Genomic DNA, 15,635 nt, shown 5'->3' on the forward strand with positions numbered 1-15,635 from the left:
ATGCGCAAAATCATCGCACTGTCGATCTGCACGCCGTTTTGGTGATTATCGGCTTTATGCGAGCAATTTTCCGCCCTTCAACCCCGTGAATAGCTGGAAGGCCCGGCCAAGGCAACGCCCAGCGGACCGCATCCGGAGCACTACGGGTGGGCCGTCTCCTTGCGGCCTTAGGGCGCGCTAAGGAGCTGGCTCAGGCCAGATGGGGCAGGCGAAAACCTGCGGGGCGCGATCCGCGCGAGGCGCTGCGGCCCGCGGGTGCGGTCCGGCAACCGGAACTGGCGCTGCAAGCGCAAAAAGGCCGTCGGTTCCGTGGAACCGAGCGGCTGCGGCTGGATGTTCGAACGTCTGGGCGGGGAGGGAACGTGCTTGCGGCCGCTCACGCCCCTTCGACGTAATAGCTGTTGTAATGCGAGCCCTTGTAGGCCTCGATGCGCTTCAGCATGTTCGGGTCGGCGCGGTTCAGCACGGCGCCGAGCAGCTTCTTCTGGATCGCCTCCGAGCTCGACACCGATTCCTGCAGCGCGCTGCGGGTCGTCTTGCCCCATTCGATCACATAGACCATGGCGTCGACGAGATGGCTCATCGCCTTGGAATCGGCAACCGGCATCACCGGCGCGAGGTCGATGACGATGTAGTCGTAGTTCTGCCTGACGACCGCGAGCAGGTCGGCCATCGCCTTCGACGCCATGATGTCGGCCGAGTTGACCATGCGCGTCAGGTAGATCGAGGGCAGGAAGTCGAGGCCGGTCTCCTTGCTGCGCTGGATCTGATAGCCGAACGAATTCGGGTCCTGCAGTGCCTCGACGAGGCCGTTCTTGGCGTTGGGTGCCAGCTCGCGCGTCAGCGAGCGGGTGTGAAGGTCGCCATCGATCAGGAGCGTGCGATGGCCCGACAGCGCGGTGAGGTGGCCGAAATTCGCCGCCACCGTGGTCTTGCCCTCCTTCGGCAGCGACGACACGATGCCGATCACCTTCACCTCGCGGGTCAACCGAGCGACGTCGATCGAGACCTTGATGTTGCGCAGGGTCTCGGCGAAGCGCGAGAACGGTCGATCGACGACGTAGCGCGACATCTCCGTTCCCATCCTGTCCTTGGCTGGCACGCCTTCCGATGGCAGCAGTGCACGCGCCTTTTCGGTCAGGCTCGGCTTGCGGATATCGGGCAGCACGCCGAGGCATTTCACGCCGATCTCGTCCTCGACCTCGGCCGGGGTACGGAGCACGTCGCTCAACAGTTCGCGGGCGAAGGCCGCGCCGAAGCCGAGGCAGAGGCCGCCGACCAGGCCGCCGGCGAGCGCGAGCAGTGTCTTCGGCGAGCTCTTCTCATAGGGCTTGACTGCGGTGCCGATGATCCGCGCGTCGCTGATCGGGAAGCTCTGGTTCTGCGTCGCGTTCTGCAGCTTCTCGAGGAAGTTGTTGTACAGGTTCCGGTAGGTGTCGGCCGCGCTTTCGAGATCGCGCAGCTTGACCTGGGCCTGCCCGGTGTTGTCGGCCTGGGCGACCAGGCTCTTGACGTTCTGATCGAGCGACGCTTCGCGGCTCTTGGCGATTTCATAGTCGCTGCGATAGGCGTCGCCGATGCGGTGAACCTCGTCGGCGATGGCCTTCTTCAGCTCTTCCATCTTGTTGGCGAGGTTGATCGAGGCTTGGTGGGTCTTGCCGTATTTGGTCGACCAATCCGCATATTGGGCGGCCAGATCAAGATACTGGGCACGCAGGCGGGTGATGACCGTGTTGCTGAGGGCATCGGTCACGGTCGGCTGCACCAGGTCCTTGTCCTGGACCGCTTCGATGCGGTCGAGACGAGCCTTGGCTTCAGCGGTCGCCGCACGGGCCTGGACCAGCTGGGTGTTGAGGTCCGACAGCTGCTGCTCGCTCATCAGGCCGCGGCTGGTGCCGACGATATTGTTCTGCGCCTTGAAGGTCTGCACGGCGCGGTCGCTGGCGGTGGCCTGCTGGCGCAGCTCCTCGCTGCGCGCCTGGAGCCACTCGGTCGCGCGCTTGGTCGAATCGTATTTGGCTTCGAGCGCGCCTACGATATAGGCATTGGTGATGGCGTTGACGATCTTCATCGCCTTGTCCGGATCAACCGATTTGTAGCTGAGCGACATCACATAGGTGGTGAGAACGCGCTCGACCCTGAGGTTCTTCTGCAAGATGACGACCGCACCGTGCTCGATGCGATCCTTCGATGGCGGATCGCCGGAGCTGAACAGCGCCATCACCTTGCCCGCGATGAAGCCGATCACGCCGGGATTGGAGCCATTGAATTCAGGGTCATCGGTCAACCGCAGCCGGCGGACCACCGACAGGATCAGATCGTCGGAGTTGATGATCTCGACCTGGCTGTCGACAAAGCCGGGGTCGATCAGGGCGGTGTTGTTGCTGTCGCTGTCCTTGTTGAGGACCTGGGCCTGCTTGATATCGATCAGGATACGAGCGTTCGCCGTATACATCGGCTTGGCTACCAGCAGATAGACCACGACGAGCGCCATCACGCCGCCAAGCACCGAGGCGATCAGGGGCCATTGCCGGCGCAGGACGTCGAGCACTCGTTCGGCGCTGAGGACCGCCCCGCCGATCTCGATGGCGAACTTCTGGCTGGGATGGAACTGTTCTCGCGGCTGATACATCTGGGGCGCTTCGCTGTGTTCGGGGGCGGGCTATTGCGGAATTGCGATCGGCTTGAACGGGTCGGCGATCTGGGTCCGCCACTGTCCCTCGAGCAGACCGTCGCCGGCGGGCGCCTTTTTCTTGTCGTCCTTTGCCGGCGTCGCGGTTTGGTCCTCGCCGGCCGTGTAGTATCCCTTGGCCACGGCCATATCGTCGATCCGCTGCGCGAAAGTGCTGATCTTCTGCGCGACACTTGGCTTGGTCACCGTGCAGCGCATCTCAGCGATTCGAAGCGCTGCGCCGATCGCCGAGCGTTCATTCGAGCTCGCTTCGGCGATCAGCGTTCGCACCGGCGTCAATAGATCGGGATTGGTGACGAGATAGGCGGCAAGCTGGGTCTTCAGCTTGTCCGCGTCGTTATGCATGCTTTCGAGCAGAATGATCGGCGATTTCGAGAACGTGTCCATGTCAAGCTTCTTGGCACGTTCGGAAAAATCGACGCACTGGGCGCGGCATGGCGCAGCCGCAAGTGCAAAAGTCCCGCAGACCAGCAGTAGCGCCAGCTGTCGGCCTCTCGCAGTACGTCCCAAGCGTTGCATCATCGGCGTACTGCGCATGCACGTCCTCGAATGTAGTGGTGAGTGATTGCGACGTTGACCGCTAACTGTGTCAATTTTTGTGCGCCGCAAAATTGTTTTGTAGAATTGTGCAGCCTGCATCTTTCACGCCGCACAGATTGCGCGCGAATGCAGAGCCGCATGCGTCGTCAATGCGGAGAGAACAAGGCAGAGCATTCGGTGATGCCATCGCGTGCGAACTGGCGATGATGCAACTGACGCTGGCGTACAAATGATGCAGGTGTGACGTCATCGTGACAGCATCGGCGATGTTGCCTTGAGAGATTCCAGTTCTCGCCGAATACTTCATCAGTGAAGATCGATATCTGCGCATCGCGCGAGCAAAGCACAACATGTCGTGCCTCGCAGAAAGTCATGCGGCCACGGAGTTGACGGATATGTGTCGAGCCGTCGCAACCTCGCCTCATTCGTGCAAGCGACGGTCGTATTCCCGCTATGATGCAGTTCCGTTGACGACGGGAGCGACAACAGAAGCTGCTTTGGCGTCCTTATCGGCAATATGCCGCCGCTTTCTCGGGCGCATCGTCCAATGTTCGATCAAATAGCGCGCCTGAAATCGCTCGAGCAGATTCGTGAGAGCTTCCCCGGCAAACAATTGGCGCAGCGTCATCAAAATGCCGCTTCCTGCGATGCATCAGTGAGGCGTGCCGCGCTGCAACCGTTGAGAGGGACGATGCTGGTCCATCGCAACGTTGTGGCAAGACGAAGATCAAGACGAAGATAGCGTCGGGATGTTGTGGTGATGCAGCCGGTCCATCGTGAGAAAGCGCATGTCCTGCCGCTCGACAGCATCCGGGGGATTGCCGCGATCTCGGTGGTGATTCACCATCTGATCCTGATGCCGACCTTCCTCGCGGCGTTTCCGCACAATGCGTGGATCAACTGGTCGTTCTTCCGCAGCGCCTGGCTGCTGGTCGACCTGTTCTTCGTGCTGAGCGGCATCGTGATGTCCCTGAGCTACGTCAGGGGCGAATTCGGGCAGTTCTCGCTGCGCGAATTCATGGGGCGGCGACTGGCGCGCGTCTATCCGCTGCACATCGTGATGCTGTTTGCGAATCTGCTGTTTCGCCTGGCGCGAATCGCCCTTGTGATGGGCGGCGTCGTGGTGGCGGTACCCGCCGCGTTCGAGGTCAACAACGCCTATTCGTTCGTGCTCAATCTGTTCCTGCTGCATTCCATGGGACCGATCGACTATCTGAGCTGGAACGCGCCGAGCTGGAGCATCAGCGTCGAATTCTACACTTATCTGGTGTTTGGCCTGGTGGTGCTGTTCGCGCAGCGGCTGAGGTCGCTGCGTTACCTCTATCTCGGCGCGCTGCTGCTGGTCGCCGGGAGCTTGCTCTTCATCGTGTTCGTGCTGCAGAAGAAAAGCCTTGGGCTGCAGACCGATTTCGGCGTTTTGCGCTGCTTCGTAAGCTTCTTCCTCGGTGTGCTCACGGTGAGGGCGGTCGAGGTGCTGCCGCGCAGGATCGGCCCGGCCCTGCAGGGTGCCGTGCAGCTTGCGGCCATGATCGCGAGCATCGTCGTGGTCTCGCTGGTCGAGGCCTATCCGGCGGTCAGCTTCATCGCGCCGTTCACCTTCGCGGTCTTCCTCGGCTCGCTGCTGGCCTTCCCGGATGCCGCGCTGGTGCCCAGGATGCTGGTTGCGAAGCCCCTGGTCTGGCTCGGGCGGCGGTCCTATTCGGTCTATATGGTGCACGCGCTGGTGGTGCTGTTCGCGGAATACTTCGTGCGCGCGGTCGGACCCAAGCTGATCCATGCGCTCGATTCGGTCTGCGCCGGACTGCCGGCGACGCTGAACCTCGTGGTGTCGCTTGCCGCGGTGCTTGCCGTTTCGCACTTCACTTATCTCTATGTCGAGATTCCCGGCGGCAAATTCGTCAATGATTTGTTGCGGAGCCGTCGTCGTCGCGAATTCGCGACGTCCGCTGCGCCTGCCACGGCGGTCGAAATGAGGCGCGGGCAGTGACAGCAATCGCGCAACGCCAGCCGGCGCTACCCCTCAGCATCAATATCGAGGCGATCGCGCTTGCGGTCTACCTGATACGCGACGCGTTCGGCGGCGTGATGCGATACTACACCAGCATCACGCATCTGGATGCGCTGTGGTACGTGCCCGACGGGGTCGCCATGCTGTGCTTCGTCCAGTTCATCGTCTATTGCATCATCCGTAATCGCAGCGTGATGGCGGTGCTGGTGTTGCTCCAGATCATGCTGTCGGTGGTGCTCGGCTATTTCTTTCTCGGCACCTCCACCGCAGCGGTATCGTCGTTCAAGATGATGCTTCCGGTGTTCGTCGGGTTCTGCTTCTGCGATTCGAACCTCGGCACCTACAAGAGGCTGCTGACGGTCATTGCCGTGACCTTCTATCTCTCCGTCGTCGGCGTGATCCTCACGAAGTTCTATGTGATGCCGTGGGTCGGCTTCAAATACGAATCGTTCGGCGCGACGCGCGAGGCCGGCCGGCTGTGGTGGGCCTATGGCGGCGACGACCAGCGGCTGATGGGCTTTGCCGCCGACAACACCATGGCGGCGTTCTTCATCCTGGTTTCGTTCACCGTGACCTCGATCCGCAAGAGCACGCGCTGGTGCCTGGTGTTCGGGGGCATCGCGCTCTATACGATCAAGCTGACCACCAGTAAGACCACGATGATCGTGCTCTTGCTCTATCTCATCCTGCTGGTGCTGGTGCGGATGTTGCCCGAGCAGCAGCGTTTTCCCGCGATCCGCAAGATCGCGCTGTGGTCGTTCGTCTCGATCCTGGTTCCGTTCTTCCTGATCCTGGCATTCGCAGGCTACGTTCCGATTGCGCATTCGACGATGTTCAGCATCCTGGACCGGATCAACAACAGCTGGCAGCTGCCGTTCGTCTATCTGAGCCAGCTGATGCCGGTCGGCATCTTCACCGGCTGCGGCGCAGGCTGCTTCAACTATCCGCAGAAGCTGTTCTCGCCGTTGGCGTCGTTCTGGGTGCCGGTCGACAATTTCTACATCGGGACCTACCTGATGTTCGGGCTTCCGTTCGTTATCTTCATGCTGATGGTGATCCGGGCGACCTTCGCGGTCACCGACGTCTACAAGCTCTCGCTGATCTTCGTGTCCAATCTGTTCACGATCACGGTCCTCAACTACGGGCCGGCGACCGGTCTTCTGATCATCGCGCTCGGCTTCAGCGAGGTGTTCTCGCGGCGTGTGACGGCTGCGACGGCCCAGACCACGCCCACGATTCGCGTGCGCCCGGTGCAGGCGCTCGGACCTCAGGGCGGACTGGGAGAATTGGGCGGCGAGTTGCCGAGGCCGGCGCGCTAGGTTGGAGACGAGAGGGCACGATGCACAAACGGCTTGCATTCATCGATACGCTGCGCGGCATTGCCGTGATGTCGGTTCTGCTGCAGCACGCGCTCGAGGTGATCGTGCAGGACCACCCGACCGGCGCCTATTACTGGACGTTCCACGATCTGATCGGCTACTACATGAACTTCGGCCGCTTCGGCGTCGTGCTGTTCTTCTTCGTCAGCGGTTTCGTGATCCCGTTCAGCTTCCCGGACAGCGCAACGCCGATCCGCGACTTCACCATCAGCCGCTTTTTCCGGCTCTATCCGGCGTACTGGACCTCGATCGTGATCGGGCTGGTCACGATGTTCCTGCTCGACAGCAAGGCTTATCCGTTACATCAGATCCTGATGAACGTGACGATGTTCCAGACGTTCGTGAACGTCCCCAATCTCTGGATCATCTACTGGACGCTGGCGATCGAGCTGATCTTCTACATCAGCTGCACCGTGCTGTTCGCGATGGGGCTGTTGAACCGGCCCATGACGGCGGTCTACATCGTTGCCGCGACGTCGCTGGTCTGCGCCATCGGCGCGGTCGCGATCGAGAACCGGCTGTTGTGGTCGCTGATGGAGGTCACGCTCAACATCACCGCGATGTTCCTCGGCAAGGTGATCCGTGACACCGTGATCGGTGGAAAGCTGCGCTGGCAGCACGTCGCCGGCTGCATGGCGCTTTACAGCGTCTTCGCCATCGTGCTGTCATACAAGCGTTTCGGCGGCGTCTATCACGAGAACTTCTTCTACAGCTACTCGATTGGCTCGGCCTATGTCTGCGCCGGGCTATTGTTCGTGCTGTTCGCGACGTTCGGTGAGCGGATGGCCTGGCGTCCGATGGCCTTTGTCGGCGTGATCAGCTATTCGGTCTACCTGATGTCGCCGTTCGTCATCGTCTGGGTGCATCACGGCATGGATATCGGCAGCGGGCCGCTCGGGTGGTCGTTGTTCGTCGCCGTGATCGTCGCGGCCTCGCTGCTGACGAGCTGGGTAACGTTTACCTTTGTCGAGAAGCCGTGCATCGCCTATGGGCATCGTTTCCGCTCGCAGCGCAAGCGGCCGGTGGTGCTTGAGCCGGCGCTCTCGAGCCAGGGCGCCGCCGAGTGACGGCGACGGCGGCCGCTCCAGGCGTGAGCACCGACGGCTCGTTCGTGCCGTCGGTGCAGGGGCTACGCGGCATCGCGGCACTCAGCGTCCTGATGGACCATTTCTACGACATGCCGAAGGGCGGGGTGTACGACATCCCGAATCCGGGCTTCCTGCCGCCGCTCTGGCTCTGGCTGCAATCGGTCATCAATGTCGGCGGCCATGGCGTCGAGCTGTTCTTCATGATCAGCGGGTTCCTGATCCCGGCGAGCCTCGTGCGCCATGGCTCGCTGCCAAAGTTCTTCTTCGACCGCGTGCTGCGCATCATGCCGGTGTTCGTCGTGCTGCACCTGGCGCTGTTCACGCTCGGGCCGATCGTCGGCTACAAATTCTTCCGCGGCATCGACGTTGGCAGCTATCTCGGGATCTTCTTCGCCAACCTGTTCTTCCTGCAGGATGCGGTCGGGCTTCCGATCGCCCAGCAGAACGCCTGGACGCTGACCTATGAGTGGGCGTTCTATATCTGGTTCGCGCTCGCCTTCGTGGCGATGCGGCTCGGCGGCTGGCTGCTAGCGGCACCATTGGTCCTGCTCGGGCTTGCCTGCGCGTTGCAGTGGCCGATCACGGCGTTCTTCTGCATCGGCATGCTGTTCAGCGCCGTCGACTTCCGCATCGATATCGCGGGGCGGACCGGGCTGGTCGTGGGCCTGATCTGCGGTGCGGCGCTCTATGCGAGCCTGACGCTGTTCCACCCGTTTGTCGGCTTGCTGCCGGGCTTCCTGCTGTTCGGCATGGTGCTGGCGCAGGGCTCAGGCCTCAGCAATGCGCTGAGCACGCCGGCGCTGCAATATGTCGGCAAGATCAGCTACAGCCTTTATCTTGTGCACCCCTTCGTGCTGTTTCCGTTGCAGATGATCGGGCTCAAGCTCGTCGCCATGGGCGTCGATCGCTGGCTGTTGTGGGCGGCCTTCATCGTGCTGGGGTTGGTCATGGCGCTGGTTGCAAGCGCGATCAGCTATGAGCTGATCGAGGTGCGGCTGCGCCGCTTGCTGGACCATGCCTTCCGCGGCCTGTTGTTCCGCCCGCTCGGCAAGATCGGGCAGTCCGTATGACCGGCGGGCCTGCTTAGGCTGCGACGCCGGCGACTTGCCGATAAGTCGCGAACAGCCTGTCGGCGATGTGATCCCAGTTCAGCGAGCCGGTCGCGGTCTGCCGCGCGCCGTCGTGCAGCGTCGCGGCGAGCGACGTCGAGGTAAGCACGCGCTCCAGCGCGTCGGCCAGCGCTGTGGCGTCACCGGGCGGCACCAGGAGCCCGTTGACGCCGTTGCTGACCACGTCGGGAATGCCGCCGGTCGCGCTCGCAACCACGGGGCGCTGGTTGCCGAAGGCAGACGCCAGCACGCCGCTCTGGGTGGCGTCCTTGTAGGGCAGGGCGACCACCGCGGCGGACTGGAATAGCCGTGAGGTATCCGCGGGTGAAATGTAGGCATTGACTGCCTCGATTGTCGGCATCGCAACCATCCGCGCGCCGAGCCGCGTCATCTCCGGCCCACGACCGGCGACGACAGCCCGGTGCGGCACGTCGCGCTTGGCGAGCATATCGATGGCGTCCAGGAAGACGTCGAGGCCCTTGTAGGCCCACATGCGGCCGAAGAACAGGATGCGCCCGGCGATCGGCTCAATCGGCGCGGCGTTGGCCGGCGGCACCATCAGCACGCCGTGCATCGAGGACGTGACGCCGCCCTTGAAGGCAGGCGAGGCGTGGCGGAAATCCGCGATGCAGCTCTCGCCGTGCAGGGTGACATGCGCCGCAGCGGCGCGCATCCGCAGCCGCAGCCGCTCCTCGCTCTTGTTGGTGCCGGAGCCGCCTTCCGAATGCGGAATGGCGTCGTGCACGGTCAGGACCTGCGGAATGCTGGAGATGCGCAGGAGATCCATCAGCGCGGCGGTATAGTATTCGGGACATTCGTGGCAATGCACGACATCGGGCCGGAACCCGATCACGTCGCGGAACGAGTTCGGCAGACCGATTGCACCGAAACCGCGCATGCTGAGGTCGCGGATCTTGGTGTCGAACCGCTGGGGCGCCGGGATCGCGGACAATTCCCATTGCTGGTTGGCATCCTTGCGGCTGAGCACCACGCGCACGTCGCAGTGACGCGCCAGCGCGGCGGCAAGGCGGTAGGAATATTCCGCGAAATGCGGCGCGTAAATCGCGACGCGAAGTCGACGTTTTTCGTAAACTGCCTTGGTTCCGTGCACCGATAGCTCTCTCGTGTCGCCGCGGATGATTGCCGGCCAACATAGCGATGAACACGGCTGAATTCAGGCTCGCGTCGATCACATCATCTGCTGATGATATCCGGCACGTAACGGCGAATTTCTCCGCGGCTGACCGGAAACAGCGAGACGATCGACAACGAGATCGCGTAGGACATGCAGAAGCAGGCCACAAGGTCCGTCAGCGCATCGATCGATCGCATCTCGAGCCAACGATGCAGCAGGCTGGTGGCCGCGACCGACGCGATCGCGCCGGCGAGATGCGGCCCGACCACCTTGACGACATCGTGATGACGGATCGGGCCGCTGCGTCCGACCAGCCACCACAGGATCGGCGTTCGCAGGCATTCGCTCAGCGAGTAGGCACCTGCGACGCCGATCGGGCCGAAGGGCAGGCCGATGGCGAAAGCAAGCACGGACGTGCAGGCACTGAAGAGGCCCCAGCGCATATATTCCCTGGTGCGGCCTTGGCTCAGGAACAGCCAGTTGGCCGGACTGTTGGTGGTCTGCAAAAGGCCGGCCACGCTCAGGCCGATGAAGATCGGCGTGACGTCTCTCCACTGCGCGCCGAGCAGGGTTTCGACCAGGGTATCCGCCGAGCCGATCATGAATGCAACGCCAGGTAGCACGACGAGGAAGGCCGGCAGGATGGCGCGTCGAAACGAATCGCGGTAGCGCGCGGGCTCCTTCAACTGGCTCGACAGCATCGGCAGCATGATGCGGATCATCGGATTGGTGACCTGCTGCAGCGGAAACAGCAACAGGCGGTAGGCGCGGTTATAGGCGCCGAGCGACGCGGCGCCCCAGACCTTGCCGATCAACACGCCGTCGGTGTTGCGCGACAGGAATTCGGCGAGGTTGAATCCGGTGACGCCGAGGCCGAAATTCAACATGTCGCGCGCGCTCCTGATCGAGCCTGGCTTCGATGGCAGCCATCCCGAGCTCAGCCACGCGCCGCTTGCGAGCACCACACCGGAGGCGAGGCTGCCGGCGAGGATCGCCCAGTAGCTGTGCAGGAAGAACGCCGTTACGATCGAGGTCAGAAGGCCGCCTAGCGCGGCCGCGGATTCCAGGCCGGCCAAGGTCCAGAAACGCATCTGCCGTGTCAGTAGCGACAGATGCTGGACGTCGGCGCCGCTGAGCAGCAGCGTCAGGCTCATGCCCGATGTCAATGCGGCGAGGTCCGGATCGCCGTAGAACAGCGCGACCAGTGGCGACAGCAGGATTTGCGTCAGCGCGAGCAGCGCGCCGACCGACAGGTTGACCCAAAACAACGAGCTCAAATCGTTCTGCGTCAACTCGTCCTTCTGCACCGTTGCGTGTCCGAGGCCGAGATCCTGAAACAGCACGGCAAAGGCGAGCACCGGCGAGGCCATCGCATAGGTGCCGAAGTCCGAAGGCGTCAGCAGGCGCGAGAGCGTGATGACGGAGCCGGCCTGCGTTGCGACGCGTACGACCTGGGTGGCGACACCGGCGAGTGCACCCTTCCGCATATTCCGGGACTGCTCATCCTCGGAGAAACGCATGTTGAGTTCGGTCAAGACAGGCTTCTCCGAGAGGCTAGCGAAGGAGTCTTCAGGCACCGCTTGAAAACGGATGGTCGCTGCAGCGACAAAGCGCGCGCTACAAACGCGTCGCGATCGATCGAGCACGTCGGACGCGAGACGTCGTCATCGACGTGCGTTGCGCACAACATCGCGTGCAACGTCGTCAACAACGGCGACTATCCGTCGGCGCATGTCTTTTGAATGGCGTCGATCAATCGATCGCGCGGAAAAATTCAGGCGTGAGTGCGATACGACGAAGATACACGCTAAGCTGTCAGCTCGGTGTCAGCTTCTGCTCCAGAGATCGACAGGGAATGAATCGATCAGCGGCTGATGATTAAATTGCGGGCGCGCGACGCCGCCCATCTCCTTGCCTTCGTCGATGCTTGACGCGAACTCGACATCGAAGCGTCCGGTGCCCTCGTAGTAGTCGCGATACTTGAACTCAGCTTCCGCGTTACTCAACCTGACGTAGCGTGCGGGAATGCCGTAGGCTTCGGCGATGATGATGCCGTGCAGCGAGCTCGCCAGCACGAACTCCGCTTCGAGGATGGCGTCGATACGACGATTCCAAGAGCCGAGCGGCGTGATGATGTTGGCGGCGTTCGGATCGAACATGCTGAGGTCGTGCAAATTGGGGACGAACGCCCACGGCAGTTTTGCGCGCGGCTGAAAGCGGCCGGGAAACAATTGCGGCATGAGCAACGCCGGATCGCCGAAAACCTCGGGCACCGACAGGCCGCGGCGACGCAGGATCTCCCTGGTGCGGGGACCGCGGACGGCGCGGACGTCGAGCTGCGTCACCGACGGATGCAGGTTCTCCTGGCCGGCGCGGCCGTTCAGGCCCGAGCCCCAGACGACGTCGCCATTGCGTGCGTAATGCAGGATCGATCCGATCGCGAGCATCCGCGCGCTGCGCGGCGCCTCGTCGGCGCGGGTGTAGCCGAACTGTCGCAAACATTGGTCGACGACGATGGCGGACAAAAAATCGCCGAAGTTGATTGTTCCGTCATCCGGCTCCCAATAGAACAGTTCGACATGCGGATAGGGAAGCGGATACGAATAGTCATAGCCGAACTTCCTGATCAATTTTCGGAAGTCGTGTCGAAAGTTCATGCGGTGTCGGACCCCAAATGCTAGGATACGGATAGTGGCATTCCAGCGTCGAGGCAAGGCGACCGTTCGTCATAGCGACGCGCTGTGGTTGAAGTTCTGGAGGTCGCCCGTGTCCGAAATCTTGCGGCAAATTCGACATTGAACCAACACATTTCCTTCAAGCCGCGCTCGATCGTCTCGGGCGTGATCTGGTCCACGATCGACTCTGCCGTCGGGCAGGCGTTGACGCTTGCCATCTACGTGATGATGGCGCGGCTGCTGTCGCCGCAGATCCTCGGCATCGTGGCGACCGGCGCGCTGGCGCTGGATTTCTGCCGCGCCGTCATGATCGAGAGCATCGCGGTGGCGGTGCAGGCACGGCCGCATCCCAAGGACGAGGACTATAACGCCTCGTTCTGGCTGATCGCGGGCCTCTCACTGTTCGCCGCCGCATTGCTGTTCGCTTCGAGCAACGCGCTGGAGCGGTATTTCGGCCTCCACGATCTGTCCCTTGTCCTGAAGGGATTTTCCGTCGTGGTCGCGGTGCAGGGGCTGTCGCGCACGCACGAGGCCTGGCTGACCCGCAACCAGCAGTTCCGCTCGCTGGCAATGCGCACGCTGCTGTCGATCTCGATCGGCGGTGCAGTCGGCATCGGGCTTGCGAGCCAAGGCTACGGTGTGCTGGCGCTGGTCGGACAGCTGGTGACGACGGCGCTGACATCGCTGATCGGCCTGTGGTCGTTGACGCCGTGGCGTCCCGGGTTCCGCTTCGGCCGGAACACCGCCTATGAGCTGCTGCGCTATGCACGCTACGTGGCGCTGACCGGAGTCACCAATTTCGCCAACGCCAATTCCGACCTGATCTTCGTCACCTGGTACACCGGCGCGGCCGGGGCGGGCTTCTACAGCCTGGCCAAGCGACTGGTCAATGCGGTCAGCACGGTGATCGGCAATGCACTCAACCGGGTGTTCTTCGCAACGGTCGCCGGCCTGCAGCACGATCGCGAGGCGTCGGCTGCGACGCTGCTCAACTTCGTGATGTATACCTCGCTCTTGACCGCACCGGTGTTTGCCGGGATCGCCGCGCTGTCGCCGGATCTGATCGCTGCTTTCTTCGGCGCGAAATGGCAGGACTCGGCGCCGCTGCTCTCGATCATGTCAGTGACGGGCTTCCTCACCACCATCGGACTCTACAACCACTCGGTGATCCTGGCCTTCGGCAAGCCGCACTGGCAGACTTGGCTGACCTTCATCTACGCGGTCTCGAACATCGCGATCTTCTTCATGGCCGCCCCGTTCGGATTGATCGCGATCGCGGTGGGCTATGTGGTGCGCGCGCTGCTGCTCTATCCATTGTCGGCCGGCGCGTCGATCCGGATCCTGTCGGTGCCGGTCAGGCGATATGCTGCGGCCTTGCTGCCGGCCTTGACCGGCTCGGCGGTGATGGCCGCTGCCGTGGTCGCGGCATCCTTCGCGCTGCCGCCGGCATCACCCTGGCTGCGGCTTGCCGCGCTCACCGTGCTCGGCGCGATCGTCTATCTCGCCGTCGTCCTGCTGGTGGCGCGGCCCGCGGTCAAGGAGGTGTGGCATCAGGTCATGAGCCGCATCCGCCGCCCGGCGGGTGGCGCGACTACAGTCTAAACCTGCACTTGCTAACCTACGCTGGCTGGTTGTCCGCGCTCGGCGAGGTCGAGCACCTCGCTGCCGCTGGGGCGCGCCTCGCCAGCGGGCTTGGCGACCGCGGGAGCCAGACGGTTGATCAGCTTGCGCGTGGGATTCTCGACATAGGTGTAGGTGAGGTCGGCTGCGATGGTCAGCACAATGCAGCAGGCCAGCGCGAACAGCGCAAACGAGCCCGGCTGCAGGCCAAGATAGCTCCAGGCCGGCTTGAACAGGAGCAGCAGCAGCAATTCGTGTAGCATGTAGATCGCGTACGAGGTGTTGCCGAGACGGCCGAGCCAGGCCGCCCCTGGAAAGTTCTTGAATGCGCTTTCGCCGATCGCGGTGAAGAGGATCGCAAGCGAGAACAGGATGATTGCAAGGTCAGGCTTGGCGAATATGTTGAGGATCAGCACCGCGAGGCCGAATACGGCGATGCCCAGGATCGCAACGGGCTTCTTGCGGTAGGGACCGGACAGCTTGAACAAGATCGCGAGCAGGATGCCGTTCAGGAAGCTCGGCAGCGCGCGCAGCATGCCATAGTCGAAGTTCGCGCCGTACATCTGCGAGCGCTCCGCCCAGATCGGCAGGAAGCCGTGAGCGAGGATGCCGTAGCTCGCCGCCACGATGATCGCGAGCACGACCGGACGGACCGAAGTCGCCAGCCACATCAGGAGCGGGAATAGCAGATAGCAGAACAGCTCGGCGCTGATCGACCAGGCCGGCGAGTTGAAGCTCAGATGATCGGTGACGCCCCAAGCCTGCACCAGGAACAGATTGTAGAGGAAGTCGGCGAAACTCTCGTGTCCCGCCGGGCCGGTGATTCCGATCAGGGTGAGCCCGGCGAAGACCAATAGCGTCAGGACATGGAGCGGATAGATCCGCGCGATCCGTCGGACCAGAAACCGCACATAGGAGCGAACGCCTGTCGATGCCGGATAGGAATAGGAGATCACGAAGCCCGACAGGATGAAGAACATGTCGACGAACAGGCCAAAGGAGCCGTTCCACGCCGGCGAGATGCCCTGGTCGACGTTCTTGAGGTGGAAGATGAAGACGCCGAGCGCGGCGACGAAGCGGTAGAAATCGAGAACGACGAATCGCTTTGGCTCACTGACTTCCATATCGGGCATCGCGTTTCTTGCAGACGGTCTTGGGGAGAGAATGTCTTAGACAGCGATTGTGACACAAGTGCGCGTAGGCGGCAGGGTGCGCCCTGCAAATGATGGTGAGATGCCGGCGCCATCTGCATGACGCTGCTACGTCAAATCCCACGAAATAAAGAATGCTAATTGCGCCGCATGCGCCTCTCGGTGAGGCAGTCGCCCAATAATTGATCGGATGATCGGGACGACGCCCAGCATCGTTCCCGGTCATCCGCAATGTTGA

The 15,635-nt window shown here is 62.4% G+C and carries 13 protein-coding genes; 5 read left to right on the forward strand and 8 right to left on the reverse strand.

The window, feature by feature from the left end:
* Positions 1-376 precede the first annotated feature (376 nt).
* From IC762_RS12890 to IC762_RS12905, 4 genes are all read right to left on the reverse strand, one after another.
* Positions 377-2,632: an AAA family ATPase gene (locus IC762_RS12890; protein ID WP_195789157.1), complete on the reverse strand. Its 2,256-nt coding sequence runs from the start codon at positions 2,630-2,632 to the stop codon at positions 377-379.
* A 30-nt stretch (positions 2,633-2,662) separates the two neighbouring features.
* Entirely contained in the window at positions 2,663-3,079 is a 417-nt protein-coding gene (locus IC762_RS12895; protein ID WP_246801543.1) for a hypothetical protein, read from the reverse strand.
* Between the two features lie 202 nt (positions 3,080-3,281).
* Positions 3,282-3,539 (reverse strand): hypothetical protein, encoded by a 258-nt coding sequence (locus IC762_RS12900; protein ID WP_195790449.1) that lies wholly within the window; start codon positions 3,537-3,539, stop codon positions 3,282-3,284.
* Between the two features lie 144 nt (positions 3,540-3,683).
* Entirely contained in the window at positions 3,684-3,860 is a 177-nt protein-coding gene (locus tag IC762_RS12905; RefSeq protein WP_195789158.1) for a hypothetical protein, read from the reverse strand.
* Between the two features lie 132 nt (positions 3,861-3,992).
* Here IC762_RS12905 and IC762_RS12910 point away from each other — a divergent pair, with 132 nt between their 5' ends.
* The 4 genes from IC762_RS12910 to IC762_RS12925 are packed head-to-tail and all read left to right on the forward strand — an operon-like array spanning position 3,993 to position 8,777.
* Positions 3,993-5,219 (forward strand): acyltransferase family protein, encoded by a 1,227-nt coding sequence (locus IC762_RS12910; RefSeq protein ID WP_195789159.1) that lies wholly within the window; start codon positions 3,993-3,995, stop codon positions 5,217-5,219.
* Positions 5,216-6,559 (forward strand): hypothetical protein, encoded by a 1,344-nt coding sequence (locus tag IC762_RS12915; protein WP_195789160.1) that lies wholly within the window; start codon positions 5,216-5,218, stop codon positions 6,557-6,559. Before IC762_RS12910 ends, IC762_RS12915 begins: the two co-directional genes overlap by 4 nt.
* Positions 6,560-6,579: 20 nt before the next feature.
* A complete protein-coding gene (locus IC762_RS12920) occupies positions 6,580-7,686 on the forward strand; it encodes an acyltransferase family protein (RefSeq protein WP_195789161.1) in 1,107 nt (368 codons plus the stop codon).
* Positions 7,683-8,777, forward strand: a complete 1,095-nt coding sequence (locus IC762_RS12925) for an acyltransferase family protein (protein WP_246801544.1) — start codon at positions 7,683-7,685, stop codon at positions 8,775-8,777. Before IC762_RS12920 ends, IC762_RS12925 begins: the two co-directional genes overlap by 4 nt.
* A gap of 13 nt (positions 8,778-8,790) precedes the next feature.
* Here the strand turns inward: IC762_RS12925 and IC762_RS12930 are convergent, their stop codons facing one another.
* The 3 genes from IC762_RS12930 to IC762_RS12940 form a co-directional block, all read right to left on the reverse strand.
* Complete coding sequence (locus IC762_RS12930) at positions 8,791-9,927, reverse strand: glycosyltransferase family 4 protein (protein ID WP_195789162.1); 1,137 nt, start codon at positions 9,925-9,927, stop codon at positions 8,791-8,793.
* Positions 9,928-10,010: 83 nt separating this feature from the next.
* Positions 10,011-11,486 carry a lipopolysaccharide biosynthesis protein gene (locus tag IC762_RS12935; RefSeq protein ID WP_195789163.1) on the reverse strand — a complete coding sequence of 492 codons (1,476 nt, stop codon included), beginning with the start codon at positions 11,484-11,486 and terminating at the stop codon, positions 10,011-10,013.
* 291 nt (positions 11,487-11,777) lie between these two features.
* Positions 11,778-12,608 (reverse strand): polysaccharide pyruvyl transferase family protein, encoded by an 831-nt coding sequence (locus tag IC762_RS12940; protein ID WP_195789164.1) that lies wholly within the window; start codon positions 12,606-12,608, stop codon positions 11,778-11,780.
* 138 nt (positions 12,609-12,746) lie between these two features.
* Here IC762_RS12940 and IC762_RS12945 point away from each other — a divergent pair, with 138 nt between their 5' ends.
* The gene (locus IC762_RS12945) at positions 12,747-14,228 is read left to right on the forward strand and encodes a lipopolysaccharide biosynthesis protein (protein WP_195789165.1); all 1,482 of its coding nucleotides are present in this window, start codon (positions 12,747-12,749) and stop codon (positions 14,226-14,228) included.
* An 11-nt stretch (positions 14,229-14,239) separates the two neighbouring features.
* Here the strand turns inward: IC762_RS12945 and IC762_RS12950 are convergent, their stop codons facing one another.
* Entirely contained in the window at positions 14,240-15,379 is a 1,140-nt protein-coding gene (locus tag IC762_RS12950; protein ID WP_246801546.1) for an acyltransferase family protein, read from the reverse strand.
* Positions 15,380-15,635: the final 256 nt, after the last annotated feature.

This window comes from Bradyrhizobium genosp. L, assembly GCF_015624485.1.
GTDB lineage: Bacteria > Pseudomonadota > Alphaproteobacteria > Rhizobiales > Xanthobacteraceae > Bradyrhizobium.

What these genes read in the sequence shown, in the direction of transcription:
- IC762_RS12890 (WP_195789157.1), bottom strand. Translation starts at nt 2,632, where the DNA reads ATGTATCAGCCGCGAGAACAGTTCCATCCCAGCCAGAAGTTCGCCATC.
- IC762_RS12895 (WP_246801543.1), bottom strand. Translation starts at nt 3,079, where the DNA reads ATGGACACGTTCTCGAAATCGCCGATCATTCTGCTCGAAAGCATGCAT.
- IC762_RS12900 (WP_195790449.1), bottom strand. Translation starts at nt 3,539, where the DNA reads ATGAAGTATTCGGCGAGAACTGGAATCTCTCAAGGCAACATCGCCGAT.
- IC762_RS12905 (WP_195789158.1), bottom strand. Translation starts at nt 3,860, where the DNA reads ATGACGCTGCGCCAATTGTTTGCCGGGGAAGCTCTCACGAATCTGCTC.
- IC762_RS12910 (WP_195789159.1), top strand. Translation starts at nt 3,993, where the DNA reads ATGCAGCCGGTCCATCGTGAGAAAGCGCATGTCCTGCCGCTCGACAGC.
- IC762_RS12920 (WP_195789161.1), top strand. Translation starts at nt 6,580, where the DNA reads ATGCACAAACGGCTTGCATTCATCGATACGCTGCGCGGCATTGCCGTG.
- IC762_RS12940 (WP_195789164.1), bottom strand. Translation starts at nt 12,608, where the DNA reads ATGAACTTTCGACACGACTTCCGAAAATTGATCAGGAAGTTCGGCTAT.
- IC762_RS12950 (WP_246801546.1), bottom strand. Translation starts at nt 15,379, where the DNA reads ATGCCCGATATGGAAGTCAGTGAGCCAAAGCGATTCGTCGTTCTCGAT.